Source organism: Rhodonellum sp. (assembly GCF_030656585.1).
Taxonomy (GTDB): domain Bacteria; phylum Bacteroidota; class Bacteroidia; order Cytophagales; family Cyclobacteriaceae; genus Rhodonellum; species Rhodonellum psychrophilum.
This window is the reverse complement of the sequence record NZ_JAUSPP010000042.1, coordinates 26,157-50,393: the sequence shown is the minus strand read 5'-3', so window position 1 is coordinate 50,393 and position 24,237 is coordinate 26,157. Positions and strand designations below refer to the sequence as shown.

Annotated in this window: 22 protein-coding genes; 8 read left to right on the top strand and 14 right to left on the bottom strand. The window is 41.0% G+C overall.

The window, feature by feature from the left end:
* The first annotated feature begins 40 nt into the window (after positions 1-40).
* A complete protein-coding gene (locus Q7J63_RS10945; RefSeq protein ID WP_019598842.1) occupies positions 41-1,018 on the top strand; it encodes a M23 family metallopeptidase in 978 nt (325 codons plus the stop codon).
* A gap of 497 nt (positions 1,019-1,515) precedes the next feature.
* Here the strand turns inward: Q7J63_RS10945 and Q7J63_RS10940 are convergent, their stop codons facing one another.
* Complete coding sequence (locus tag Q7J63_RS10940; RefSeq protein WP_304886091.1) at positions 1,516-3,267, bottom strand: ABC transporter ATP-binding protein; 1,752 nt, start codon at positions 3,265-3,267, stop codon at positions 1,516-1,518.
* A gap of 369 nt (positions 3,268-3,636) precedes the next feature.
* Between Q7J63_RS10940 and Q7J63_RS10935 the strand changes: the two genes are divergently transcribed.
* From Q7J63_RS10935 to Q7J63_RS10920, 4 genes are all read left to right on the top strand, one after another.
* On the top strand, positions 3,637-4,191 hold the full coding sequence (locus tag Q7J63_RS10935) for a DinB family protein (protein WP_304886089.1): 555 nt from the start codon (positions 3,637-3,639) through the stop codon (positions 4,189-4,191).
* Positions 4,188-4,745: a sugar O-acetyltransferase gene (locus Q7J63_RS10930; protein WP_304886087.1), complete on the top strand. Its 558-nt coding sequence runs from the start codon at positions 4,188-4,190 to the stop codon at positions 4,743-4,745. Before Q7J63_RS10935 ends, Q7J63_RS10930 begins: the two co-directional genes overlap by 4 nt.
* Positions 4,746-5,224: 479 nt before the next feature.
* A complete protein-coding gene (locus Q7J63_RS10925) occupies positions 5,225-5,803 on the top strand; it encodes a ferritin-like domain-containing protein (protein ID WP_019598848.1) in 579 nt (192 codons plus the stop codon).
* A 693-nt stretch (positions 5,804-6,496) separates the two neighbouring features.
* Positions 6,497-7,729, top strand: coding sequence for a hypothetical protein (locus Q7J63_RS10920; protein ID WP_304886086.1), 1,233 nt, complete (start codon positions 6,497-6,499; stop codon positions 7,727-7,729).
* Between the two features lie 294 nt (positions 7,730-8,023).
* Here Q7J63_RS10920 and Q7J63_RS10915 read toward each other — a convergent pair whose 3' ends face one another.
* From Q7J63_RS10915 to Q7J63_RS10905, 3 genes are all read right to left on the bottom strand, one after another.
* Positions 8,024-9,121, bottom strand: coding sequence for a glycerate kinase (locus Q7J63_RS10915; RefSeq protein WP_304886084.1), 1,098 nt, complete (start codon positions 9,119-9,121; stop codon positions 8,024-8,026).
* A gap of 1 nt (position 9,122) precedes the next feature.
* A complete protein-coding gene (locus tag Q7J63_RS10910; protein WP_304886082.1) occupies positions 9,123-10,469 on the bottom strand; it encodes a sodium:alanine symporter family protein in 1,347 nt (448 codons plus the stop codon).
* Positions 10,470-10,785: 316 nt separating this feature from the next.
* A complete protein-coding gene (locus Q7J63_RS10905; protein ID WP_304886080.1) occupies positions 10,786-12,405 on the bottom strand; it encodes a beta-N-acetylhexosaminidase in 1,620 nt (539 codons plus the stop codon).
* 305 nt (positions 12,406-12,710) lie between these two features.
* Here Q7J63_RS10905 and Q7J63_RS10900 point away from each other — a divergent pair, with 305 nt between their 5' ends.
* Positions 12,711-14,180, top strand: a complete 1,470-nt coding sequence (locus tag Q7J63_RS10900; protein WP_304886079.1) for a Gfo/Idh/MocA family protein — start codon at positions 12,711-12,713, stop codon at positions 14,178-14,180.
* Positions 14,181-14,706: 526 nt separating this feature from the next.
* Here Q7J63_RS10900 and Q7J63_RS10895 read toward each other — a convergent pair.
* The 6 genes from Q7J63_RS10895 to Q7J63_RS10870 all read right to left on the bottom strand — a co-directional run bounded on the left by Q7J63_RS10895 (position 14,707) and on the right by Q7J63_RS10870 (position 20,992).
* Entirely contained in the window at positions 14,707-16,092 is a 1,386-nt protein-coding gene (locus Q7J63_RS10895) for a TolC family protein (protein WP_304886077.1), read from the bottom strand.
* Positions 16,089-17,444: an HlyD family secretion protein gene (locus Q7J63_RS10890; RefSeq protein WP_304886075.1), complete on the bottom strand. Its 1,356-nt coding sequence runs from the start codon at positions 17,442-17,444 to the stop codon at positions 16,089-16,091. The genes Q7J63_RS10895 and Q7J63_RS10890 overlap by 4 nt, the downstream gene beginning before the upstream one ends.
* Positions 17,445-17,456: 12 nt before the next feature.
* A complete protein-coding gene (locus tag Q7J63_RS10885) occupies positions 17,457-19,157 on the bottom strand; it encodes a peptidase domain-containing ABC transporter (protein WP_304886073.1) in 1,701 nt (566 codons plus the stop codon).
* The gene (locus Q7J63_RS10880; protein WP_304886072.1) at positions 19,147-19,827 is read right to left on the bottom strand and encodes a TetR/AcrR family transcriptional regulator; all 681 of its coding nucleotides are present in this window, start codon (positions 19,825-19,827) and stop codon (positions 19,147-19,149) included. The genes Q7J63_RS10885 and Q7J63_RS10880 overlap by 11 nt, the downstream gene beginning before the upstream one ends.
* A 158-nt stretch (positions 19,828-19,985) precedes the next feature.
* On the bottom strand, positions 19,986-20,351 hold the full coding sequence (locus tag Q7J63_RS10875) for a DUF2237 family protein (protein ID WP_304886070.1): 366 nt from the start codon (positions 20,349-20,351) through the stop codon (positions 19,986-19,988).
* Positions 20,352-20,599: 248 nt separating this feature from the next.
* Entirely contained in the window at positions 20,600-20,992 is a 393-nt protein-coding gene (locus Q7J63_RS10870) for a DUF983 domain-containing protein (RefSeq protein ID WP_022582298.1), read from the bottom strand.
* Between the two features lie 171 nt (positions 20,993-21,163).
* Between Q7J63_RS10870 and Q7J63_RS10865 the strand changes: the two genes are divergently transcribed.
* Together Q7J63_RS10865 and Q7J63_RS10860 are read left to right on the top strand one after the other, a co-directional pair.
* Positions 21,164-21,481, top strand: coding sequence for a hypothetical protein (locus Q7J63_RS10865; RefSeq protein WP_304886067.1), 318 nt, complete (start codon positions 21,164-21,166; stop codon positions 21,479-21,481).
* Between the two features lie 52 nt (positions 21,482-21,533).
* Positions 21,534-22,421, top strand: coding sequence for an HAEPLYID family protein (locus Q7J63_RS10860; protein ID WP_304886065.1), 888 nt, complete (start codon positions 21,534-21,536; stop codon positions 22,419-22,421).
* A 35-nt stretch (positions 22,422-22,456) separates the two neighbouring features.
* Here Q7J63_RS10860 and Q7J63_RS10855 read toward each other — a convergent pair whose 3' ends face one another.
* The 4 genes from Q7J63_RS10855 to Q7J63_RS10840 all read right to left on the bottom strand — a co-directional run bounded on the left by Q7J63_RS10855 (position 22,457) and on the right by Q7J63_RS10840 (position 24,228).
* Entirely contained in the window at positions 22,457-22,669 is a 213-nt protein-coding gene (locus tag Q7J63_RS10855; protein WP_019598865.1) for a hypothetical protein, read from the bottom strand.
* Between the two features lie 8 nt (positions 22,670-22,677).
* Positions 22,678-23,184 carry a DUF4920 domain-containing protein gene (locus Q7J63_RS10850; protein WP_304886062.1) on the bottom strand — a complete coding sequence of 169 codons (507 nt, stop codon included), beginning with the start codon at positions 23,182-23,184 and terminating at the stop codon, positions 22,678-22,680.
* Between the two features lie 92 nt (positions 23,185-23,276).
* Positions 23,277-23,933 (bottom strand): peptide-methionine (S)-S-oxide reductase MsrA, encoded by a 657-nt coding sequence (msrA, locus tag Q7J63_RS10845; protein WP_304886061.1) that lies wholly within the window; start codon positions 23,931-23,933, stop codon positions 23,277-23,279.
* A 43-nt stretch (positions 23,934-23,976) separates the two neighbouring features.
* Positions 23,977-24,228: a DUF3253 domain-containing protein gene (locus Q7J63_RS10840; RefSeq protein ID WP_304886059.1), complete on the bottom strand. Its 252-nt coding sequence runs from the start codon at positions 24,226-24,228 to the stop codon at positions 23,977-23,979.
* Between the last annotated feature and the right edge of the window lie 9 nt (positions 24,229-24,237).

The following is a 24,237-nucleotide window of genomic DNA, read 5'->3' as shown; positions in this document are numbered from 1 at the left end:
CAAGGGCTACAAAATTATAAGATTTACCCTGCAAATTGTAATGAGTAGAATAAAATATTACTACGACCCCAAAACCTGCAAATACGAAAGATATACCCGAAGCAAATGGGATATCCTATTGAATACCCTTGGATTCCTTTCTTTGGCCTCCATCCTATCCGTCGGTATTTTGATTGTTTTCAATTTGTATTTTGACAGCCCAAAGGAATTGCTCCTGAAACGTGAAAACAAAGAATTGACCTATTACTACAAAATGCTTGAGGAGCAGGTTGGCAATATGGACCAAATGCTTGCCGATTTGCAGCAACGGGATGATAACCTGTATCGGGTTATTTTTGAAACAGAACCCCTACCTCTTGCCATAAGGAATGCTGGAATCGGAGGAAGTGATCGTTTTAGTGAAATCAAGCAGAAGGGCTTAAATAAGGAGAAACTCATTGTCGATGTTACCGGAAAGGTAGAAAATCTTAAAAGAAAGATGTATGTTCAATCCGTTTCCTATGACGAGGTGTATCGACTCGCCTCGAGCAAAGATGAATATTGGGCTTCAGTTCCCGCCATTCAGCCTATTTTCAATGAAGATTTGAACCTTCTTGCATCAGGATATGGAAATCGTCTCCATCCGATCCTTAAAGTAATCAAAATGCACAATGGAGTTGATTTTGCAGCTCCCAAGGGAACTCCGATTTATGCCACAGGTGACGGAGTCATTCAGAGTGTCAAAACGGAATTTGGAGGTTATGGAAAGTATATTGAAATCGACCATGGTTTTGGATTTGTGACCAGGTACGCCCACATGAATGATTTCAAAGTGAAAAAAGGACAAAAAGTCAAACGGGGTGACCAAATCGGTACCGTCGGAAACACGGGGTCTTCCACCGCGCCTCACGTGCATTACGAAGTGATCAAAGACAATATCTTCATCAACCCGGTCCATTATTTTTACAAGGATTTGGATCCAAAAGAGTATGATAAAATACTGGAATTGGCTTCCCGGGAAAACCAATCTCTTTCATAAATTTTCTTTGTAGAGTTCATCAAGAATGCGAAAAGGTGCAAGTCAGAGGGGAAATTAAAGTCCCATTGGTTTGCACCTTTTCTTATACCCCAGTTTTTGAAAGATTGTGTCCTTCTTTTGCATTTCCAACTGGAATACATCCTGAATGATTATGGTATCACTTTTTGTTTGCAGTTTTCGAATTTACCCTATCGGTAATACGCCTTATTCTCCACATAACCTGATTTTTTGAGGTGTCTATCCCATCAAAAACACAATGCATATTTCGGATTGAACTGGTTTATGGTTTATGGATATTCGTTTCCTTATCAATCGTTGCGGCATGGATTAAACGCGTTTTTTGCATTACAGACTCAATGCAAAATTGTAATTGACTGACAACCAATTGGATGTTGACTATTCTTGATTTGACCTTATTGGTGTCAGGAATTATTCTCCCAATAGGCTGATTTTCTTTCAGTTTCAATCCCATTTGGAAACCCATTGCATATTTTGGGTTAAATCCTGGCTTGGTAGGTATAGAGTTGATAATAGCGCCCTTGTTTTTGGATAAGCTCCTCATGTTTTCCTTGTTCGACAATCTCTCCCCTCTCAATGACCAAGATTTGGTCTGCTTGCCTGATCGTACTGAGTCTATGTGCGATCACAAAGGTGGTTCTCCCTTGCATCAATTTCTTCAAACTCAATTGTATAAGTGATTCACTTTCAGTATCTAAATTAGACGTCGCTTCATCCAAAATCAGCACTCTTGGGTCTGCCAAAACCGCTCTTGCAATCGCAATTCTTTGCCGCTGACCACCTGAGAGCTTCACGCCCCTTTCTCCTATCAGCGTGTCCAATCCATCCTCAAACCTGTCCGTGAATTCCTGCACGTGTGCAGCGTGAACTGCCTGTTCCAATTGCTCGGCAGTGGCATTGGGTCTGGGGAAAAGGATGTTTTCCTTGATCGTGCCTTCAAACAAGAAATCATCCTGTAATACCACCCCCAACTGGGAGCGGAAACTTTCGAGTGAGATTTGCTGGAGATCGTGTCCATCTACCGTGATCAATCCTGAATCAGGGTTCAAAAATGAGGCTGCCAATCCAGCAATTGTTGTCTTTCCGGATCCTGAGGTTCCGACCAGAGCAGTCACGGATCCAGCAGGTGCGTCAAAACTGATTCCTTTCACCACTTCTTTTCCTTCCTCATAGGCGAAGGATACATTGTCAAAGCGGATATCACCCTTTATATTCGGCAAACGAAGGGTTCTTTTTCCACCAGCATCTTCCAATGGAGTATTCATGATCTCTTCTGTCCTATCCAATCCTGCAAAAGCTTCAGTCAACTGACTTCCGATATTGCTCATCTGAACGATTGGCGCAATCATAAATCCCAGATAAAGCGTAAAAGCAAGGAAATCCCCAAAGGTCATTTGATTGTCCATAATCATGTATCCCCCCATTCCCATGATCCCGGCAGAGGCTAGACCCAGCAATAAAGTCGCGGCAGAGGTGACGAAACTGGTAGAAGTCAAGCTGGCTTTCACATTTAAAAACAAACGTTCCACACCTTCTTCAAATGTTTTTATTTCCTGGGCTTCTGCGTTGAATCCCTTGATCACCCTGATTCCTCCGAGTGTTTCTGTCAATCGACCGGTAACTTCAGCGTTGATTTTCCCCCTTTCCCGAAAGATTGGGCGGATTTTACTGAAAGCTTTCAGCGAAATAAAACCAAATACGATCACAGGCAACAGCACATATAGCGTCATGAGTGGACTGATGGCGATCAACAAACCAAGGGAAACCGCGGCTGTAAGCACTCCACCAATCATTTGGGCGAATCCCGTACCGACCAAGTTTCGGACGCCTTCCACATCTGTCATGATTCTGGATACCAATTCCCCTGTTTTGGTGTTGTCAAAAAATCTGATGGGAAGCTTGATAATGTGGCTTTGAACCTGCGCCCTAAGCTTGGATATCAAGTTTTGGGCTTCTACACTTAGAATCTGGGTCAATGCATAGGAAGTTGTGGATTGAATCACAATGGCGGCCACAACAGCTAAAATCAGCCATTTGAGCATTTCCAGGTCATTGCTGGGGATTACGTCATCAATAAGGTACTTACTCGCCCCAGGAAGAATCAATCCCGAAAGTCTACTGATAATGATCAGGAACAAGCCAAGAAACAATTGTTTTCTCCTTGGCCAAATGATGGTTTTAAAAACGGAGGCCATCGTGACTCTCTTTTCTGCCGTATTCTTCTTGGCCATGTTGTGTTGGTGGTTTTTATTCAAAAGTTTTACGACAACACCCATTGGTGACGGATAAGTTCTAATTTCAAATATCTTTTTGGAAACCAAGAACAAAGGGCCTTTAAAAACATAAAGGTTCTTTTCCGAAACCAATATTCGGTGGGACTTGCACAAAACATGATTGTACGGAAAAAAATGGTGGTCACTTGTCACATTCAGAATTAAATATTTGTGGTTTTTTGGAAAATCCGATCCCAAAATGGCGCTGCTCCTTGAGATTAACCAAAACTCAGGGAGAGCTAATATCAAATCCCACTTTATCTTGGGAGAAAAACTTCCTAAAAAATCATTATTGTAGTAACTTGGCCAAAACACAGAAATAAAATAATGGATAAAAAAAACCGTTGGATCAATGAACTGAATGCAGTTACCGAAGCTGTAACAAAGGATTTTGGAATACTTTCATCCGAAATCCTTCTCCTCAAAGCCAATCCAAATGAGTGGAGTATCTCGGAAAATCTAGATCATCTGATCAAAGTCAACAGCAGTTATTTCCCTATTTTTAAAAAATTGAAAAACGGAACATTTAGAGGCGCATTCATTGGGAAATTTGGCTTTTTTACCAAATTGTTTGGGGATATGATTTACAAATCAGTTTCCGATGGAGGCAAAAAAAAGATCAAGACATTTCCACTTTGGGAACCAAATTTGGCAACTTCTTCTGGAAACATCCTTGATCAATTCAAAAGCCACCAAGCAGAATTGATCGACTGGATAACGCAAATGGCCCCCTTTATTGACAGTAAAGCCATCATCCATTCACCTGCCAATAAGCTGATTGTCTACACATTGGAAAAAGCCTTTGAAATCATCGTTGCCCATGAAAAAAGACATCTTGAGCAAGCAAAACGAGTACTGACCAAAATCCAAGACCAAATATGAAATCAGAAAAACAAAAAATGCTTGCCGGAGAGCTCTATCTCGCAGCTGATCCCGAGCTCAGTGAGGAGCGGCTGAAGGCTAGAAAATTGATCAAGGCATTCAATGATTCTCAACCGGATGCAAATGCAGAACGTGCAGCGCTATTGAAGGAATTGTTGAGAAGGACAGGGAAGAATTTTTGGATTGAACCTCCATTTTTTTGTGATTATGGTTACAATATCAGGGCTGGAGAGGATGTTTTTTTCAATTTCAATTGTGTTATTTTGGATGTGATGCCCGTCACTTTGGGAGATCGGGTTTTGGTGGGACCAAATGTTCAAATCTATACAGGAACCCATCCAGTAGAATTTAAAGTTCGAGGGTCCTTATTGGAGTTTGCAAAACCTGTAGAGATAGGTTCAGATGTTTGGATTGGAGGAGGAAGTATCATCTGCCCGGGAGTAACGATTGGAGACCGATCTATCATCGGAGCCGGATCGGTGGTGACGAAAGATATTCCGAATGATGTATTGGCGGCCGGAAATCCCTGTAAAGTGATTCGTACCTTGAATTGATTGGATTTTAGGTAATGATTGTTGAGAGGTTTGCTTTCAGCATGCTCTTTTTTTTTCAAATTCTAAAGATTTTTTTGAATAACGAATATTTTTAAATCATAAATTAAGTAAATAAATTCTCAAAATATAAATATTTTTTTCATTTTATTTCGTTATAATGTTGTTATTTAACTATAAACATGCAATAGGTTTCCCAATGGGATTGAAACTGAAAGAAAATCAGACTATTTGGAGAACAATGTGTTTTCCAAAATGGTGGAGTCAAAAACAGTCAACAACCAACTGATCATTAGGTAATTTCAGACGGGGTTAGAATTGGTAATGCATAAAACGGGTTCAACATTTTCGAACCATCAAGGATTTTACGAAGACAACTGATTCAAAAATCAACCAGGAAATCCGATGACCTTTTTTATAATTTGAAATCCAAGAGGCAATGGAATCAAAAACGAATGATTAACAACTAAACCACATCAAAAATGAAAACATCAAAATCAAATACAGGAAGCAGTCATTCTGCTGCCAGTTACACAACGAGTGTTTCAGGCAAAAAAGAGCTGCAATCCTCACAACTCATGGAATTATTTGAGGACGAGTTGAAGGATATATATTGGGCTGAAAAAGCGCTAACCAAGGCCATCCCCAAGATGATCAAAAAGGCGACATCCGAAAAATTGGTGAAAGCACTGACCACACACCTTGAAGAAACCAAAGAGCATGTGACAAGAGTGGAAAAGGTTTTTGAAACCTTTGGCAAAAAAGCCAGTGCAGTGAAATGTGATGCCATGGAAGGCCTGATAGATGAGGCGGAAGGAATTATGGAAGAGTGCGAAAAAGGAGCCATGTGCGATGCTGGGATCATTTCGGCTGCTCAAAAAATTGAACACTACGAAATTGCGAGTTACGGAACACTGCGTCAATTTGCAGAAACGCTTAAGTTGACCGAGGCTGTTACCTTATTGGAAGATACATTAGAGGAAGAAAAAGCCTCGGATTCATTGCTCACCGAAGTGGCTGTTTCAGCAGTAAACAAACAAGCGGCAACAGAGAAAGCATAAACCATTGGCCTTCATTTTCAGAAAGTGCAGCAATTTTCATTGTTGCACTTTCTTTTATTTCTACCCCTTAATTGGAAAACAGGGGGATATCCTGATTAATTTAAACCCTGAATAATTGAATATGACTTCTAATATGTTTCCTGCCAATAGTTTTCAAACATCCTTGAGAATGCCCTGCATTTGGAGATATGACATCAAGTAATTTATACATAAATAAACACAAGTTGCTTTTAATTAATAATTTATAAAACTTTAGAACGAAGCAACTCGGAACCAGACCATTTCCACCTTGGTGGCGAAAAATGATTCCGCAATTACCCTAAATATGCCTTAAGCTTCCTGGTTAAAATAAAATCAATTTCAAATTTTCAGCATTCAGGAGAATACCCTGTTAGGTTGATTATTTCATAAGATCCATTTGGAAAATAGACCGTATTTAGGAAAAGAGTATGAATCTTTGTGAGAAATACTTCTTTTTACAACCGAAGAAAACAGCATAGATTAACCTTTTGAAACAATCTTGATTCTCCCGTAAGATTCACTCTCATTTCTGGAAACAAATGAAGCAGGTTTTCCGTACTTGCAACATGTAATTATTCCTAAACGGATAGTGATATATGGATATGGCTTATTGAATCCATTTATTGTGCCTTAAGAGAATACATTGACACCCATTCACCATTTCCACCGCACATGAAATCCGTTTTATTTTCACTCCTCATTATATGCTCAGCATGGGAAAGTTTTGCTCAAAGCGATACCGACTCCAGCAAAATCGTCCTCATCAACAAAGAGATGGAATCTTTGAGGAATGACAACGAGGCATTGCTCAACAGCTTGGATCTTACCAACAGAACCCTAAATGACCTGATCACGGACAAAAAAGTTTCTGATGAAACAAAATGGGAAACCATAAAATCCAATATCAACCATTCCACACAACTTTATAAAGTGCTCAGCGATGACATCATAGATTTGAAATCCAGGCTTACCGATGAAGATTATCAGGGATTTATCAAATCACTTAGCAGCATCCAAGAGGGACCACTTGGCTTTTCTTTTCAGGACATCATCATTGAATCTGCCAATAAAATCGTGCTGTTTCCCACCAAAACCCAAATGGATCGGTTTATTGATATTTCAAAAAGTATCATCAGCAGTCCTATCATCGCAAGCATTCCTTTTGTTTCCAATGCTGTATCAGCATCCAGTTCAATCCTCAACATCGCCTACAGTTCATCCCTAACGGATAAAAAAAGTGATCTCGGAAAATTAAAGACTTTCGAAGGAGAACTCAACCGATACATTTCCTATTACACTACATTGGACAAAGCCAATGTCCTGAATCAAACTTCCAATAGTGACAGAAGAGTTTTATTGGAAAACCTTCAGTTGGATCTACTGGCCAAATTGAAAAAAGATGCTCCCAAATTGAATTTCACTGTGTCCGACAGGTACGATGGAGAAACCATTGACAGTTATTTCAATAGAATTTTAGGCAGCTTCAATAGGGACTGGAGTGAAAAATACCTGAGAGATTTAGAAAGAAAATTCCAAAACAACCGAGGAGAAACCAATTATTCAGCGCTTCTCCAGAAGGAATTCGATGTGAAGTATTACAACAACAATGTGAATGGCTTAGTCGAAATCTCCAAAAAATACTTGTTGTATTATGACAATTTCTTTGAGATTGCCAACAACTATCAGTTCAGGATCATCGAAGCCGTTGACCTCGCAAAAGCGAACGGCATCATCAAATCTAAAAAAGCAAATGGTGGAGACCTTTCTCCAAATCAAGTGTATGAGGGAATCGTGAAAAGTCTTCATGACAAGAAAAACGCAAGAGACAATGGGATCATCAACAGCATCAATATAGGAGAACTCAAACAGCAAATAGAAAGAGTGATGGATTACAAAATCATCTGATCTGGTTTTGGACTCTTCATTTGAAAATTTATTTTCTTTTCAAGTATGCCCTTCGGAAACATCAACAATACAGAAATGAAATGTATAAAGTTTATATATCCCGAAACACACGTTCCGTTCATTTAAGGGGGTTGAAATTGCAAGCAAGAACAGATTTTTTGGAGAAGAAGGCGTCCGACCGATAGGGTAAAGTCAAAAGCAACAGGCAAAGACTGATTAATAGGTGATTTCAAACAGGAATGAAATTGGCAATGGTTAACAGGAGTTAAAACCCCTATTTAATGACTTTAATACTTACAACTTAAATGCATTAAGCACAGAATCATATAAATAGTTTTTTGCTTCGGCAACAAAGGTCGGTTCGTTGAAATTGAGTTCTGGAAGGTGTATGACCTGATCGAAACCACTGCCATCTCCCCCATTCCCGGAGGTAATCAATACAGTGTGTTTCCCGAATTTTTTGGCCATTTGAAGCAATTCATAACTACCCTTTCCTCCTGCAGATTGGCTGTCATATCGTCCCTCCCCTGTAATGATCAAATCAGCATTCTTGATTTTGCCCTCCATACCTGTTTTTTCAAAAAACCAATTGGCTCCCATTTTTAGGTCCATGGGAAAGAAAGCAGACAAGCCAAAGGCAATTCCCCCAGCAGCGCCAAAGCCCTCTTGGTCAAGGATGGTCTTTTTGGATTTTTTCTCCAAGTGACTGGAAAAATGTTTGCAGGCATTTTCATAAGGAATAATTTCGGTTTCCTTCAATCCCTTTTGCGGGCCAAAAACGGGAATGGCGCCCTGGGAACCCCAAAAATAATTGTTGACATCACAAAGACAGGTGAATTTGATATCTGGCTTTGGGATGGGATTCTGGATATGGGCAATTTTTCCCATGATACCTTCAGAAAACATTGAGATTTCTCGACCTTTTTTATCCAGAAAAATAAAACCCAAAGCCCTTAAAATCCCCAGGCCCATATCCATCGTCGCGCTGCCACCCAGACCCAAAACGATATGCTTTGCCCCGCCATCAATGGCTGACCGAATCAACTCCCCCGTTCCATAGGTACCTGTAGTCCATGGATTTAATTCGTAAGGTTTCAAGTTTTTTATACCAGAGACTGTGGAGACATCGAGGTATGCCGTTTGGTGTTTTACATCCAAATAATAAAACCCAAGGATAGGTCGACCCAAAGCATCCAGAGCCATTTGAAATGTTTGGGGCAATCCCATTGCCTTTCCCAATAAAAAACAAGTCCCATCGCCACCGTCGGCAATGGGACTCAAAATGCTTTCAAAATCCGGTCTCACTTCTTTCAAAGCCAGTCCAATAATGACGGATGCCTCATCCGCTTCCACGGTCCCTTTGAATGCATTGGGAGCAATGAGCACCTTCATCTTATTCGTTTTTGAATCTTTCAAAATAATCCTTACTGGCAGCCTTCACTTTTGGCGCCAAATAAATCGTGGAAATCATAGTTGGAATAGCCATAATCGCATACATCCCATCTACAAAACTCACGACAACTTCCAGGGAAACCACAGCCCCAGCCACAATGGTCAAAAGATAAAAATAATTATAGTAATCCGCTTTGTCTGCCCCAAAGAGATAATTGAAACACTTGTGCCCATAATAGGAATAAGTGAACATGGTCGAAAGTGCAAATACCAAAACAGCCAACATCAACAAGTATTTCCCAAATCCAGGCAGCGCCATTTCAAAAGCGGAAAGTGTCAATCGAACGCCATCGTTCTCGGTGGTTTCCCAAACACCAGTCAATAAAATCACCAAAGCCGTCAAGGTACAAACCACGATCGTATCGATAAATGGACCCAACATAGCGATCAGACCTTCACGGATGGGCTCATTGTTTTTGGAAGCCCCGTGAACCATCGGTGCTGTTCCGATTCCTGCCTCATTTGAGAAAGCAGCTCTTCTGGCGCCGATTACGATCACTGCTCCAACAGCTCCTCCCATGACGGCATTACCGGTAAAAGCATCTTCAACAATCAGCCAAAGCGTTGCCGGTACTTCTCCTAGGTATTGAAAAACAATAATAACAACCGTAATAAAATACAAACCCACCATAAAAGGAACCAAGCGGGAAGCTACTGCGGCTATCCTTTTGATACCTCCCAAGATCACCACTGCGACGATCAGCATCATGCTGATTCCCAATATCCACTTGGTGCTTTCACCCTGATCCCATCCATTGGGTTGGAAAATGACGGATCTGAGCACAGCCGTCAATTGGTTTGCTTGGAAGATGGCCAGAAGGCCGAGAATTCCCGCTACTGAAAAAAGAACTGCAAGGGGTTTCCATTTTTTACCCATTCCCTCCTCAATCACATACATGGGACCTCCTTGGATTTCTCCAGAACTGTCTTTTCCCCTATACATGATCGCAAGGCTACAGGTGAAATATTTGGTGGCCATACCCACAAATGCGGACATCCACATCCAAAAAATGGCACCGGGGCCACCCATATTGATCGCAATGGCAACTCCACTGATATTTCCCAGTCCAACTGTAGCTGCAATGGCTGCTGACAAAGCCTGTCGGGAAGAAATCTGTCCAGGAAGATTCTCATCGTATTTGCCACGCACCACCTTTAGCGCATGGCCAAAACGTCGGAAAGGAACAAATCCAGAATAAACAAATAAAATCAAACCGCCTCCCATCAACAACACCAACATTGGGGTATCCCAAATCCAATTGCTAAAACCAATGATGTATTCTCCCATTCTGTATGCCTAAATCGTATTTTAAAAGAAACAGCATATTAACAGCAATTTTCGGTAAAAACAAAATCCTAACCTGTCAGGATTCATGAAATTCATGATTTGGTCGAAATTGCTTCGGGAAATTTAGGGAATCATTTTTTCCAATTTTCTGAAATCCCAGAATTTCCTTCTCAAAAAAAAAGCCTTGGGTTTGACCCAAGGCTTTAATGCTCAAACAAACTGACTTTTTTATTCAAAAATCCAATTTTCATAAAGCCTGAAACAACAAAATGCTTTTGACTTAAAAAATGATATTTGTTGCGGTTGAGGCTCCTTTTTATTTTCCCCAATCCACCAAAGGAGATTTATAGTAGTTGATACCCATCAATTCCCATCTTTTCCCATGATCGATGAGCCTTTTCTTGTAGGAATCCCAATCTTTCGACTCTTTCGGAACCCAAGCAATCTCAGCAATGGCGGTGATCCTCGGGAATACCATGTACTCCAATTCTGATCGGTTGGTGATCGTCTCGGTCCAAAGTGGCGCCTCAATCCCCAATATATTTGATTTCCCTATTCCATCCACCATTGCCGTCGGTTCCCAATTGTAAGCGCTATCCAACTCGATGTAAGCTGCCCAATGAAGTCCCAAAACCGTCGTAGAATCATATTGCATGTCAAGATAAGCCTTGGTTGCAGGAGACATGATGACTTGCGCACCTTGATCCACGGCCATCTTGGCATTTTCCGCCACTGCCCAATACTGCGCAACACTTCCGGGAAGCAAGGTCGCATGTGCAATTTCATCCCATCCAATGGAAGTTTTTCCGTATTTGGCTACAATTTCCTGAGCCCTATTGATAAATGGAATGTAATCCTTCATTTCCGTCACGTGGGACTCATCTCCACCGATGTGGATGTATGGACCTGGGGTCATTTCTGCCAATTCCCGGATCACATCATCCACGAATTGATAGGTAATTTCCTTGTCCGTGGCCAAAGTACTGAATCCAACCACAATACCTGTGTAAAGCTCACTGGCCAATGGATCCAATCCTTCCACTCCTAAGGCAGCTCGGTCCACTTTGACGCTGTGTTCTTTAGGAACCGTGATCCCTGGGTTCAATTCACCGTAAGACGCCAAAGCTGAATTGGTATGGCCTGGCATGTCGATTTCCGGAATGATGGTGATGAACCTCTCCTGGGCGTACGCTACAATGTCTTTGTATTGTTCTTGGGTATAAAAGCCACCCTTTCCTCCCCCTACTTGGGTGCTGCCACCTATTGTCGTCAAGTTTGGCCAGGATTTGATTTCTATCCTCCAGCCTTGGTCATCGGAAAGATGCAAATGCAACATGTTCATTTTATAGAATGCGAGGAGATCAATGTAATGTTTGACATCTTCCACAGAGAAAAAATGTCGGGCAACGTCCAACATGGCGCCTCGGTAAGCATATTCGGGAGAATCCGTGATGGTTCCAGTCGGGATTCTCCATTTCACGCCTGAAACTTGGCTCTTGATTTCCAACTCGGCCGGAAACAATTGTCTAAGGGTTTGGATTCCAAAAAACAAACCTGCTTCTGAACTTGCCGACAATTTGATGCTTTGCTTCGTGATGTCCAATTGATATCCTTCGTTTCCCACGGAAAGCGAAGGATCCAAAGCCAACACAATCGCTCCTTCACCCGGTTCTGTTTCTGTATTGGTTTGGAGGTCTAATGAGGTAGCGTTTTGAATTAATTGTTGAAGATATGCGGAGATCTGTGTCAATTGTGCACTGTCTCCTACCAGATGGATTTGGGTATTTTCAACCAACTCAAAAGAATCTCCCGTTCCAACAACCGAAATCGGCTGAGGAATAATGGCATAATCTGTCATATTTGGTGTTTTTTCTTTGGAACAAGAAGTGAACAATATCGCCAATAAGGCGAAAAAAAGAAAAGGAAACGATTTCATAAGATTCAAATTTTGGGAAAACAAAGGGAATATTATCAAGTAAACTTAATTAAAATTTTCTGCTATGTGGCAAATCTTTTTAGAATAGTTTAGGAATTGAAGAAACAAAATCAAAAATTGCATATCCGTAATAAAAATTACACTCAAATCCTTTCATGAAAATATTGGACACCCATTTATCCCATTAAAAATCCATTCTCCCTAAAGAACAATTGAAAAAACCAGAAAACTATTTAATTTGAAGCATAAAAAAAAGTGGACAATTTCTGAATGAATCCATACAATTAAACCTAAAAATATACCTAATGAAAAAGAAAGATTTACCCGGGAAGCCAAATGCCAGAAGGGATTTTATAAAAACCTCGGCGACGGCTCTTGCTGGGTTTTATTTTGTACCAAGACATGTAATTGGGGGACCTGGATTCATTGCTCCCAGTGACCGATTGAGAATTGCCGGAATAGGTGTTGGAGGGATGGGCCAAGGTGATGTCCGTGGGGTTTTCAACAGCGGCAAAGTGGATATTGTGGGCCTTTGTGACGTGGATGACACCAGGGCAAAGGCCAGTGTAGAGGCACATCCAAAAGCCAAGTACTACAAGGACTTTAGGGTTATGCTTGACAAGGAGCACAAAAACATTGATGCGGTGACGGTTTCCACGCCCGACCATAACCATGCCGTCCAAGCCATGGCCGCAATGCAATTGGGCAAGCACGTGTATGTCCAAAAGCCACTCGCACATGACATCTACGAAGCCCGAATGTTGACCCAGGCTGCTGAAAAATACAAAGTGGTGACTCAAATGGGGAATCAGGGTTCCTCAGGAGATGGAGTAAGACAAATGATGGAATGGTACAATGCCGGCCTGATCGGCGAAGCTACAAAAGTACATTGCTGGACCGACCGTCCTGTTTGGCCACAAGGTCTGCCTTGGCCAACACAAGCCGCAACACCTCCGGCTGATCTGGACTGGAACCTTTGGTTGGGAACAGCACCCTATAAAGACTATGTCCCAAATCTACTGCCCTTCAACTGGAGAGGCTGGTGGGATTATGGAACGGGAGCGTTGGGCGACATGGCCTGCCATATTATAGAACCTCCATTCAGGGTTTTGGGACTAGGATATCCTGATTCCGCAGAATGCAGTGTTGGATCCGTTTATGTCGGGGAATTCAAACGTGGGTATTTCCCGGAAAGCTGCCCTCCTTCTTCCCATATCACTTTGCGATTCAAAAGGGAAGGAAAAGAAGAACTGGAATTCCATTGGATGGATGGAGGAATTCAACCTACCCGTCCGATTGAATTGGAAGCAAATGAAATCATGGGCGATGGTGGAAATGGTGTCATCATTGAAGGAACCAAAGGGAAAATGATGTGTGGTACCTATGGCGTAAATCCCAGATTGCTCCCCACTTCCAGAACCGCTGAAGTTTCTGTACCACAAACCCTCTACCGTGTACCGAATGGAGACAGGGGGCATTACAACAATTTCGTAGAAGCTTGTATTGCAGGTCACGGCAGCAAGGAATTCCACCAATTGAGTTCCCCTTTCTCAGTTGCAGGTCCATTGACTGAATCCGTATTGATGGGTAATTTGGCCATCCGAAGCTACGACTACCGTGAACCAAGAGCTGGCGGGAACGAAAACCAATTTGACTATCCCGGTCGGGGGATCAAATTGCTTTGGGATGGTGCCAATATGAAAGTGACCAATTTCGATGCTGCCAACCAATTTGTCAAACGGGAATACCGTGAAGGCTGGACTTTGGGCATCTAAAAGAATAATCCCCAATTGGTAGGAGGAATTTCTTGCCAATCACAATGGAGCATGTATACCAAATCCTGTTTTAGGATTTTGGAGATTAAGAAGAAATACCCCCAGATACTTTCTGGGGGTATTTCTTCTTTTAACCCTTCCTATACATCATCAATTTTATTTCAGCTTTTAACCCGTTTTATGCAAAGCGGACTCAACTCAATATTGTAATTGACTGAAAATCAATTGAGTGTTGACTATTTTTGATTACACCCTATTGGTGTTAGGAATTATTCTTCCAATAGGCTGATTTTCTTTCCGTTTCAATCCCATTTGGAAACCTATTGCATATTGCGGGTTAAACTACTTAATAATCTGTCGGTTGTTTGTCGATTTTGACTGTATCATATCGACAATAGACTTCATTTTACAAAAGTCTGATTTTCGTGCAGTTTCAAGCACTATCTGTAAATGCAACGCATATTCCATCTAACTTACCTTAAGTTTGATGCTTTACGTTAATTTTCCACTATCTTAGAATTTGGACTTAAAAGTCAAAACCCAATCCAGCAGCATTCAGCATTTTGGAATAGGCTATTTTTCTATTGGCCTCCAAATCATTCAGGATCAATCTGGAATCCAAAAGTGTCACCTCTCTTGCATTGATCAGGAAAAGTGAGCTTTCCCCCATTTGAAAACGGGTTTGCTCGCCTTCTAGAAGTCTGGTCAAACCCAGAATATTGGCGTTAAAAACGCCAAGCTGTCGCTGCAAGGTTTCAAATTTGTTGATTTCACTTTCCAACTTTGTCCTGAGTTGAATCGATTTCAATTCCCTATCCGACTGTTTAAAATCAAGTTTTGCCTTGACCAATCCCAATCCTCCTCGTTCTTTTCTTAAAAACAGGGAGGTTTGAAAAGTGAAACCCCATTTGTAATTGTTTTCAAAGAAGGGAGAGGCATTCAGAGGTCCAACCGCTTCAGAAAGGAAATTATAATTGACTTTCATCACCGGCTTTAATTGTTCCGCTTTCCATCTCCTCTCGATCTCCAAAGTATTCAATTCAAAATCCGCCAATCTCAGCAGAGGGTGATTGTTGATCAGCGCCCTCATCTCTTCCTTGTCAAAATCCAATTCGATGAACTCCAGAACATTTTGTGGAACTGCATTTTCCGCAATATCCAAGGGGACATTTTCCGGATCCCACAAAAACGTGTTCAGTTCCTGGGTGGCATTGAAATACGCAATTTCGGCGGATTGAAGTCTAAAAGCTCTGTTAAGGACTTGTGTGTAGGCTTCTATCGTATCAATGGCCGCCAAACTTCCTTCAAAAAAACTTTCCTTCACTGCCTCAAAACGAATTTCTGCCAACACAACACTTTCTTCCAACAGATTTTGGTTCTGAAAACTAGCGGCCCAATACCAATAAACTTGTGTGGCCTCCAAGTAAAGATCATTGAGGATCTGCTGTCTCTCAGCTTGCGTAGCATCGATATAAACCTCTGCTTGGCGCAATGCAGCCCTTCTTTTGTCTATAAATAGTCCTTGACCCAAATTTACTGAGGCTCCAGCGGCAAGCAAACCATTCCCGGGAACAGTTCTCTCGGCATTGAGGTAAGTACCAGTGTTTTGTTCAAAAACACCTTTCAGTTCGACCCCGCCAACGGTGGGAACAAGAAGACCTGCTTCCTTTTTACGATAATATTCAGTTTCGCTGAACTCTTTTTGGTCATAATTACCATACAAAAGAGGATCAAACCCCCCTCTCGCAATTCTCATTTCCTGCTCCCCAAAACGCAAGGTAGTTTCTGCTTGCTTGGAAACTGGATGAAAATCCTTCACCAACTCGAGGAAATATTCATAGGTAAGCATCTCCTGCCCAATGGCCCCAAAAGAGAAGATTAAGCACAAAACAGTCAATGAAATTTTTCTCATTTCTTGCTGTCTTTAATGGCCTGCTGTTCCCTTCTGGTATAATAATCAGCTGGAAAACCGTTCAATTGCCGCCAGATTTCATACCAAATCGGCACATCGTTTAATAAGGCAATGCCATCGGCCCCGGAGCCGATTTTAAGTGCATCAGGCCATGGATGCTCTTCTGGATCTTCTACCACCAAAACGCGATATCCGTCTGAAGTACTCGTAAATCTATCTATGGCTACCACGACGCCCCCAAAAGTCCCGTTCGAAAGCTGTGGCCAACCCGAAAATACAATCGCAGGCCAGCCGTCAAAAATAAACCGAACCCTATTCCCTTCTTTTACCAAAGGCAAATCTACGGGAGCAACGTACATTTCAACAGCCAGTTTAGCATCGGCTGGTAGGATACTGATAATTTCGGCACCTTCACTGATGGTTTCTCCGATTCCTACCCGAATGGCTTTGGTGACATATCCGGTTTGAGGTGCAAGTATATATCTGTAGCTACTTCTGACCTCATAGTTTGAGAACTGGTTTTCCAACTGTGATGCTGTAGCCTCTGCATCGTATTGAGACGACATTGCCGAATACATATCGGCTTCGGTTTTAGCCATTTTATCCCTAAAATCATTGTCGATCGCCTGCAACTCAATTTTGGCAGAAATAAATTCATTCTTGCTGCTCAAGAGCGTATTTTCTGCTGAAATCAAACCGGATTGAACTTCCTGAAATCTCAATTTCCTTGTTTCAAAATCCGTAAGCGAAGTCAAACCTTCCCTATAAAGGTTTTCTGCCCGCTGAAGTTGCTCGACCCCAACCTGGAAATTCACTTTGGACTGTTCAAACCGAATGCTATCAGATTTCACCTTCAACTCTGACATTTTGAGTTTGTTTTCCGCCTGCTCTTTCCTGAGAATATTATTGGCCCTAAGAGCCTCAAATTGATTTTTTTGGGCCACTACCCTCCCTCCATAGGATTTTGCAGCCATGTTTTTGGCATCTACCTGAAGTTGGGTCCTTTCCAATAAAAGTGGATCAAAGAAATTGTCCTTGATTTCAGAAACCTGCAGAATGGTATCTCCTTTCTGGACATAATCCCCTTCAGCCACATACCATTCTTCAATCCTTCCCGCGATGATGGAATTCACCGTCTGGGGCCGCTGATCGGGTCTCAAGGCTGTGACATATCCATAGCTTCTGACATTTTGTGTCCAAGGCAAGAATATGAACAAGATAGCAGCGGCAAGCAACCACAACAATACCCTGATCCGGTTTTTCCTTTCATCTTCGGGCAAAGTCATCCGATAACTCTCGTAACCGTCAAATGACAATTTTCTCCCGATCTTATTCTTCGAAATGTTTAACATACCTATAGAATTTTAGGAGTTTTTTAATCGTAAATAATCTTGACTTCTCCCATCAAAGATTATTTTTCCTTTTTCCAATTCGATAACCCTTGGAAAAAGGCTTATTATTTCCTCATCTTCAGAAATCATCATTACTGTCCATGGGCCTGAGGAAATATATTCCTTAACCCGTTTTTTTATTGCCGGAGAAAAATCTGAAAACAAGGCCTCTAAAAACAAAACCTTTGGTTTTCCAGACAAACACCTGGCCATAATTATAGAGCTTATGACAGCCTTACTGACGCCCTTTCCTTCCGGCATCAATTCAGTATTCAAATCATCTGGAAGTTCATAAACAAATGTGTTCAAGCCAACGAGTTCGACAATTTCCCTCAGAAAATTCTCTTTTATTTCCCTCCCAAGTACTATGTTTTCTCTAATGGTACCACTAAAAATGGATTCATGTGTAAGGCTATCTCCAACAAAACTTCTGAATTTCCCAAGATCCATGGTATCAATGGGCAATCCATTTACGATGATTTTACCCCTGTATTCAGAATACAGACCCGACATCAAATTCATCAAGGTACTTTTTCCGCTTCCACTTCCTCCGGCCAAAACCACCTTTTCTCCAGGTTGGAGGGAAAGTGATACGTCATTCAAAATTTCATATTCTGAATGTCTTGTCCTAAAACTAAGGTTTTGAATTTCAAATTTAAGTCCCGATTTTTCGGGGGTGAGTGATTTTTCTGTTCCTGCCTGCATTTCCATTGGCAAATCCATCACCTGACCGATTTTTTCAAAAGCAGTAAGGGTATCATAAACCGTCTCCAAGGACAAAATGATTTTTTCAACTGAATTCACTACCAAAACAATAATAATCTCGGCAGCGACAAATTGGCCAATACTGATCTCATTGTTGATCAACAACAAACTTCCTGCTACCAAAAGGGAGGAGACAATCAGTACTTTGAACACGATCAGGATTTTGTATTGGAACACCAACACCCCAAAATGCTGATTTCTGTATTCTACATAAGACTTCAGCAATCTGTCCACTTTGATAAAAGGTAGATTTGAATTTCCTGCCAATTTAAAAGTGGCCATAGTTCTGCCGATTTCCTCCAACCAATAGGCTACCCCATATTTTGCTTTGGATTCATTCAGAGAGGTTTCCATTCCCTTTGGGCTTGTATAATAAAAAATCAGAAACAAAATTATGATCAGAATAAGCCCAAAAATGATGAAAAACTGGTGGTAAAAGGCCAAGAGTAACAAGCCAAAAAACACCTGAATGGTTGCTGTGGTAAAATCGGTCAGGATCTTTGCCATGCCTTTTTGAAGATTCATCACGTCAAAGAAACGGTTGACGAGTTCGGGGGTGTGTTTATCATGCAATTCATCCAATTTCAACATCGGCAAGCGGAAAGCAAAGCCAAAACCTGTCTTGGTGAATATTCTTTGCTGCATTTTTTCTGTGAGGTACAATTGATTGATTTGAAGATATCCGCCAAAACTAATCCCAGCGGCAACTACAAAGACAAGCAAAAGCCAAGAAGTGCTTACCCTTCCTCCCAGGATAAAATTAAAGATCGCTTGGATACCAAGCGGAAGACTGAGGGATACAAGACCATTGAGAAGTGCATAGAAATAAATCGAATACACTTCTTTTCTTTCATCCTGAAGAAATTTCCAAAATCTTTTGATCGGGGTGAGGGCGATGTCAATATTCATTTTCAATTGTTTTAAAAACCATGTTTTGGAAAAACTCCGTTCGTTTTTCATCTCCGTTCTTGATTTCTGTCAATCCCGGTAGATGTTCGGAATAGTAGGATTGCATTAGACCTGATCCCATTACTGTGGATACCAGTGCCTTTGGAAATTCATAATCAGGGTTGATCTCCGTGATGATTGCTGCTATCCTATTTCCAATTTTATGATAATAATGGAAAAATCCATTTTGATATTCCTGATCAATTTCCTTGGTCATAAAAGCCTTCGTTGCTTCATTTGTTAGCAGATGCTTTAAGGAAACCGGATCTATGTAATCGTTTACTTTATATATAGGCCCGTTCACCAATATTTCTAGTGCAATCTTCAGTCTTTTTTTTGGATCAGGCAAATTCGCAGTGGATATAATGAGATTATGTTCCAAATATCCCCAATACCAAACCATAAGAAAAAGCAATAGCTTGTGTTTATTTTCAAAATACCGATAGATGGCAGATTCTGTACAATCGACCTTCCCCGCCAGTTTTTTGAAAGTAAATTGTTCAAGTCCCAGTTCTGAGATCATTATAATTCCTTTGGCAACAATCACTTTTCCCAAATCAGAACTGAAAGGATCTTTCAAATAGATATTTTTGTTGACGTCAACCCTGATTTTCTTGAAGAGAGATTCCATTGGCATAAATTTAAATCAAATGCTTAAACCGACATCTTCTGAAAAAAGTTTACTTTACTTTTAAAAAGTTTGTATTACAAACAAATTAAATAGGCGAAGAATGTAGCGACTCGGTCTTTGAGGCAAACAGGCTTCATTAAATCCTGTTTTTACAGATTCTATTTGACCACCATGGCATATTTGACCAACTCTTCCAAAGAAATAAATTCCAATGTTTTTTCATGTGTTGCTTCTAGATAAATTTTAGGTGCAACTCCTTGATAATGGGCTTGCATCCACCTGCTGGCGCAAAGGCACCAACGGTCTCCGGGTTTCAAACCTGGAAATGCAGCTGCGGGAATCGGGGTAATAAGGTCATTTCCCATTTTCTTGCTGAAATCCAAAAACTCCTGCGTCATCACAGCACATACTGTATGCGTTCCCACATCATCCTTTCCCGTCTCACAACATCCGTTTCTATAGTATCCTGTAAGTGGAGAAGTACTGCAAACCATGAGCAATTCCCCAAAGACATTATTCGCCATTTTTTTATTTGTTTTGTTTGATTATTAGGAGAAGTAAGAAGGATTTATGCATATCCACTGCTGTATAAGTCATTTCCACTTTTGAGAAATGGGCGTGATATCACTGATAGACATCGGGGCCTTTGGAAAAAAGACCGAAGAAATCAAACCCCTTGTGTTTTTTGGGTTTTCAACTGGTCCATTGGTTTATGGACAAAGTAGCGTAAATACCCATACGAATTTAACAAAAGGATTAAATCCCAATCCATTCAAGCCTTGAGTTTCTTCCAATCTGGGTCATATTTCAGTTTCCCCACCAAATTAAGATAAAGAACTTTTGAATAACGCAACATAATAGGCACCAACAACAGATTTCCAATCAGTACGGTCGTCACATATACCCAAACATCCGGATCATCAAACAGATAGTTGAGCACAATCAGGACATTGACGACTAGGGCTACGGAGAATGCATAGCTGATGTACATGGCACCATAGTAAAAATCAGGCTCTGGGGTAAGTACAGCATTACACGTGGGGCAATGGTTGTGCACGTCTGAAAGCTTTCTGTAACTAATGATCGAGGTAGGGAAGATTTGCCCCTCCCTGCATCTTGGGCATTTTGCAAGGACCATTGCTGCTCCTAAACTAACTTTTTTCATAACTAAAATATTGTGACCTAAAGATAAACAATCCAAAAGAAAGACTCTTGGTTATGTAACACATTAATGGAAGATTTTGATTCGGGGTTGAAATGGTTTTCTTAACTTTGCAGCATGTTAAAAAGATTGAGGATACATAAGCTAACACGATGGATAAATTTCATCCTGCTGATGAACTTTCTGAATCTATCTGCAAGTTTTTATCAATCAACTGAATCCCAGTCGATTTTCATTCAGTCCCAAGACCCTTTGGATACACTTACAGAACTGGTCTTGGAGTATTTTTTGGAAATGGATGACGACACTGTTCCCGACACTGAAGTACCGGGAGGAAAAAGGTCATTGCTCGATCTGAAGATGAATCTTCCCCACAATTTCTGGAAACTTGAATCTGTAAAGCTAAATTTATGGCTTAAACCCAATGCTTTTTACGCTGATTTTTCCGAGAGCCTGTCACAGGAAATTGACTCCCCACCACCCAAAAGCTAGGGTTCTTTTTAATGTCCTAACTTAATTCAAACAAAAATTTCCATTTATTTAGATGAAAAAAATCCTTGCAATGCTCGGGCTTTGCCTGTATGCCTTACCTTCAATTGGCCAAAATCTGTCTGACAGCCTTAAAATCGAAAAGAGAATTTTAGATAGCCTTTTCCTTGACGAAATAGAAGCGCCACAATCCAAAGAAAAGGCCAAAATCCTCCATGCAGAACCCTTATACATCGATTTGATTCGTGATCTGGGCGCCCGAAAAGGAGAAAAAGAATGGAATTTTGGCTTCGGAATGACCGATAAAAATGGTTTTGATGAATATGAAGCCTTGGTGGAATACGAATGGGCTCCAATCGATCGCCTTGGTTTTGAGATTGAAGTTCCTTTGACTGTCTTTTCCTCAAGAGGAGAATTGTCACAAAACCTAGAAAAACCCTCCAATAGGCTCGAATCCATTAAATTGGCGACTCAATGGACCTTTTTGGTTTCTGAAAAAGCAAAGACCTCACTTGCATTGGGCTATATTCACGAATTTGAGTTTGTAGACCTCAACAATCTCAGTTTTCGCCAACTCTTCAAGGGGAATATTTATAACCCAATTTTCATTGCCGCAAAAAGATGGGGGAGCAATTACCACACCCTAATCTATACTGGGCCAAGGATTGAAAAAGAATTCAATCAAAAAAGCCATGTCAGCTATGACATCAATACGAATTTTCACTACATGATCACCGGAACCAGGAATTTTATAGGACTGGAAGTCAACAAGGAAATCTACCAAGGAAAAATGGAAACCGTATTGAGACCACAGATGCGGATTGGCTTGTCAGAAAGCATCATGGTGGGGATCGTCACAGGCATCCCGCTTAGCCGTCAAAACAATGGCATCAGTTCTTTTCTTAGGATCATTTATGAACCCGGATTCAAGGCAATGCATTGATCAAAAAAGCCTTTGGGGGAATCCCCAAAGGCTTTTTATTCTTCTGGATTCCATTCGTCCAAATCATAATCCTTTCCCCTGCCCCACCGAAGCAATTCTTCAATGGTGTAAACCTCAGTTGTATCAAGGTCTTTGACTCTAAAATCCTCACTGGAGATCCTCGCCAAGATCTGAAACCTTCGATTTTCCCCAAGATTGGTAAATTCGTAAGTCCTGCCCACGCGTAAGTTGTCCAATGCTATTGCCATATTTATTTTTATGCGTTTTCTTTTATAATCACTCCTACTGCCTCAAATTTATATTCTTCCTTGTCGGAGGTGATTGCATCAATTTCTTCTTTGGATTTTCCTGCATCCTCAGCATAATGCTTTTGTGAAGCCACGTCTGTGATGGATCTGGTGGCCACACCATCCATAATTACGGGATAACCCATCGCATTTTTTGGAACAAAGAAACCATAATCCTTAAAGGTCACCCGCATCAACTGCCCATCTGGCAATTCCACCGTCATCCAGCATCCTTTATCGGCACAAACCTCTTTGATCTCTCCTATCACTTTCCCTTCAAAATCTCCTTTTGTTTCCAAGGTTTCATACATTTGGGCAATGGTATAAACATTGGATTCATCAACTTCGGCACCGAAATTCCCAGTGGCAAAAGCCTCTGTCGTTTCAGTTAACTCCGAGGCCTCCTCTTTTTCACTCGGTGCGGGATTACAAGACCAAAGTAAGGTGGTTATTACAAAAACAGCTGATTTTTTCATGTGTGGTAGCGTTTAAAATATTTCCTAAAAGTAATTAGAAAATAGTATATCGTCAAGAAACAGTTTTCAACACCTTTCCATTCCAGCAAATCTTATTTCAATTTTTCAGCAAACACCTTCTTGAATTTTTCCACTTTGGGTCGGACCACTATTTGGCAATAAGGCTGCATGCCATTGTCTTTGAAATAGTTTTGATGATAATCTTCAGCAACATAGAAATTGCTAAAAGGTGTGATTTCCGTGACAATTGGTCTGTTGAAAGCCCCAGCGTCATCCAATTTCTTTTTGAAAAACTCCGCTTCTTGTTTTTGGGAATCTGAATGATAAAACACTGCCGATCTGTATTGTGGACCTACATCCGCACCTTGCCTATTGAGCGTCGTCGGATCATGGGTGGACCAGAATATTTCCAGAATCACTGAAAATGTGAGGATCTTCGGATCAAATAGAAATTGAATAACCTCGGCATGTCCTGTGGTGCCGTTGGTCACTTGTCTGTATGTTGGACTGGCAATGTGTCCCCCACTGTATCCTGATTTTACCTTGTCTACGCCGTTAAGTTCTTGATAAATGGCTTCAATGCACCAGAAACAACCTGATCCAAGTGTGGCCATTTCGTATCCTTCCGGGATTTCAACATTGGTTTTGGGTATTTCTTGCATATTTTTTTCGTTGTATTGATTTTGGGACTGGCCGTTGGCCAGCAAACTTATAAATGAGAAACTCAACAGGATTAAAAGGAATTTCATGTTTTTTTTGGGATAACACTGAAAAGTACCGATAGGTTTATGGCTAGGTCTTTATTCTAAAAAGGGTTTGTGGCAAAAAATACTTGGGGACGCTTCCTTCCTCCTGAGAAAGGGAAACCCTTCCCTCTTCAAGAAGCCGCATCATTTCATCCATTACCTCGGGAATAAAATGTTCCCAAGACTGCGGGAAAATCCATTGGATAACTTCACTCGGGCTAAAAGACTTGTCACCTTTTAATCTTCCCATTTCCAAGATCGCCGTTTCTAAAATCGATATTGAATCCTTTTTTACCACGATTGATTT

Excerpts from the sequence above, each read along its gene's own strand:
- Q7J63_RS10945 (WP_019598842.1), top strand. The coding sequence starts at position 41 with ATGAGTAGAATAAAATATTACTACGACCCCAAAACCTGCAAATACGAA.
- Q7J63_RS10940 (WP_304886091.1), bottom strand. The coding sequence starts at position 3,267 with ATGGCCAAGAAGAATACGGCAGAAAAGAGAGTCACGATGGCCTCCGTT.
- Q7J63_RS10935 (WP_304886089.1), top strand. The coding sequence starts at position 3,637 with ATGGATAAAAAAAACCGTTGGATCAATGAACTGAATGCAGTTACCGAA.
- Q7J63_RS10930 (WP_304886087.1), top strand. The coding sequence starts at position 4,188 with ATGAAATCAGAAAAACAAAAAATGCTTGCCGGAGAGCTCTATCTCGCA.
- Q7J63_RS10925 (WP_019598848.1), top strand. The coding sequence starts at position 5,225 with ATGAAAACATCAAAATCAAATACAGGAAGCAGTCATTCTGCTGCCAGT.
- Q7J63_RS10920 (WP_304886086.1), top strand. The coding sequence starts at position 6,497 with ATGAAATCCGTTTTATTTTCACTCCTCATTATATGCTCAGCATGGGAA.
- Q7J63_RS10915 (WP_304886084.1), bottom strand. The coding sequence starts at position 9,121 with ATGAAGGTGCTCATTGCTCCCAATGCATTCAAAGGGACCGTGGAAGCG.
- Q7J63_RS10910 (WP_304886082.1), bottom strand. The coding sequence starts at position 10,469 with ATGGGAGAATACATCATTGGTTTTAGCAATTGGATTTGGGATACCCCA.
- Q7J63_RS10905 (WP_304886080.1), bottom strand. The coding sequence starts at position 12,405 with ATGAAATCGTTTCCTTTTCTTTTTTTCGCCTTATTGGCGATATTGTTC.
- Q7J63_RS10900 (WP_304886079.1), top strand. The coding sequence starts at position 12,711 with ATGAAAAAGAAAGATTTACCCGGGAAGCCAAATGCCAGAAGGGATTTT.
- Q7J63_RS10895 (WP_304886077.1), bottom strand. The coding sequence starts at position 16,092 with ATGAGAAAAATTTCATTGACTGTTTTGTGCTTAATCTTCTCTTTTGGG.
- Q7J63_RS10890 (WP_304886075.1), bottom strand. The coding sequence starts at position 17,444 with ATGTTAAACATTTCGAAGAATAAGATCGGGAGAAAATTGTCATTTGAC.
- Q7J63_RS10885 (WP_304886073.1), bottom strand. The coding sequence starts at position 19,157 with ATGAATATTGACATCGCCCTCACCCCGATCAAAAGATTTTGGAAATTT.
- Q7J63_RS10880 (WP_304886072.1), bottom strand. The coding sequence starts at position 19,827 with ATGGAATCTCTCTTCAAGAAAATCAGGGTTGACGTCAACAAAAATATC.
- Q7J63_RS10875 (WP_304886070.1), bottom strand. The coding sequence starts at position 20,351 with ATGGCGAATAATGTCTTTGGGGAATTGCTCATGGTTTGCAGTACTTCT.
- Q7J63_RS10870 (WP_022582298.1), bottom strand. The coding sequence starts at position 20,992 with ATGAAAAAAGTTAGTTTAGGAGCAGCAATGGTCCTTGCAAAATGCCCA.
- Q7J63_RS10865 (WP_304886067.1), top strand. The coding sequence starts at position 21,164 with ATGAACTTTCTGAATCTATCTGCAAGTTTTTATCAATCAACTGAATCC.
- Q7J63_RS10860 (WP_304886065.1), top strand. The coding sequence starts at position 21,534 with ATGAAAAAAATCCTTGCAATGCTCGGGCTTTGCCTGTATGCCTTACCT.
- Q7J63_RS10855 (WP_019598865.1), bottom strand. The coding sequence starts at position 22,669 with ATGGCAATAGCATTGGACAACTTACGCGTGGGCAGGACTTACGAATTT.
- Q7J63_RS10850 (WP_304886062.1), bottom strand. The coding sequence starts at position 23,184 with ATGAAAAAATCAGCTGTTTTTGTAATAACCACCTTACTTTGGTCTTGT.
- msrA (WP_304886061.1), bottom strand. The coding sequence starts at position 23,933 with ATGAAATTCCTTTTAATCCTGTTGAGTTTCTCATTTATAAGTTTGCTG.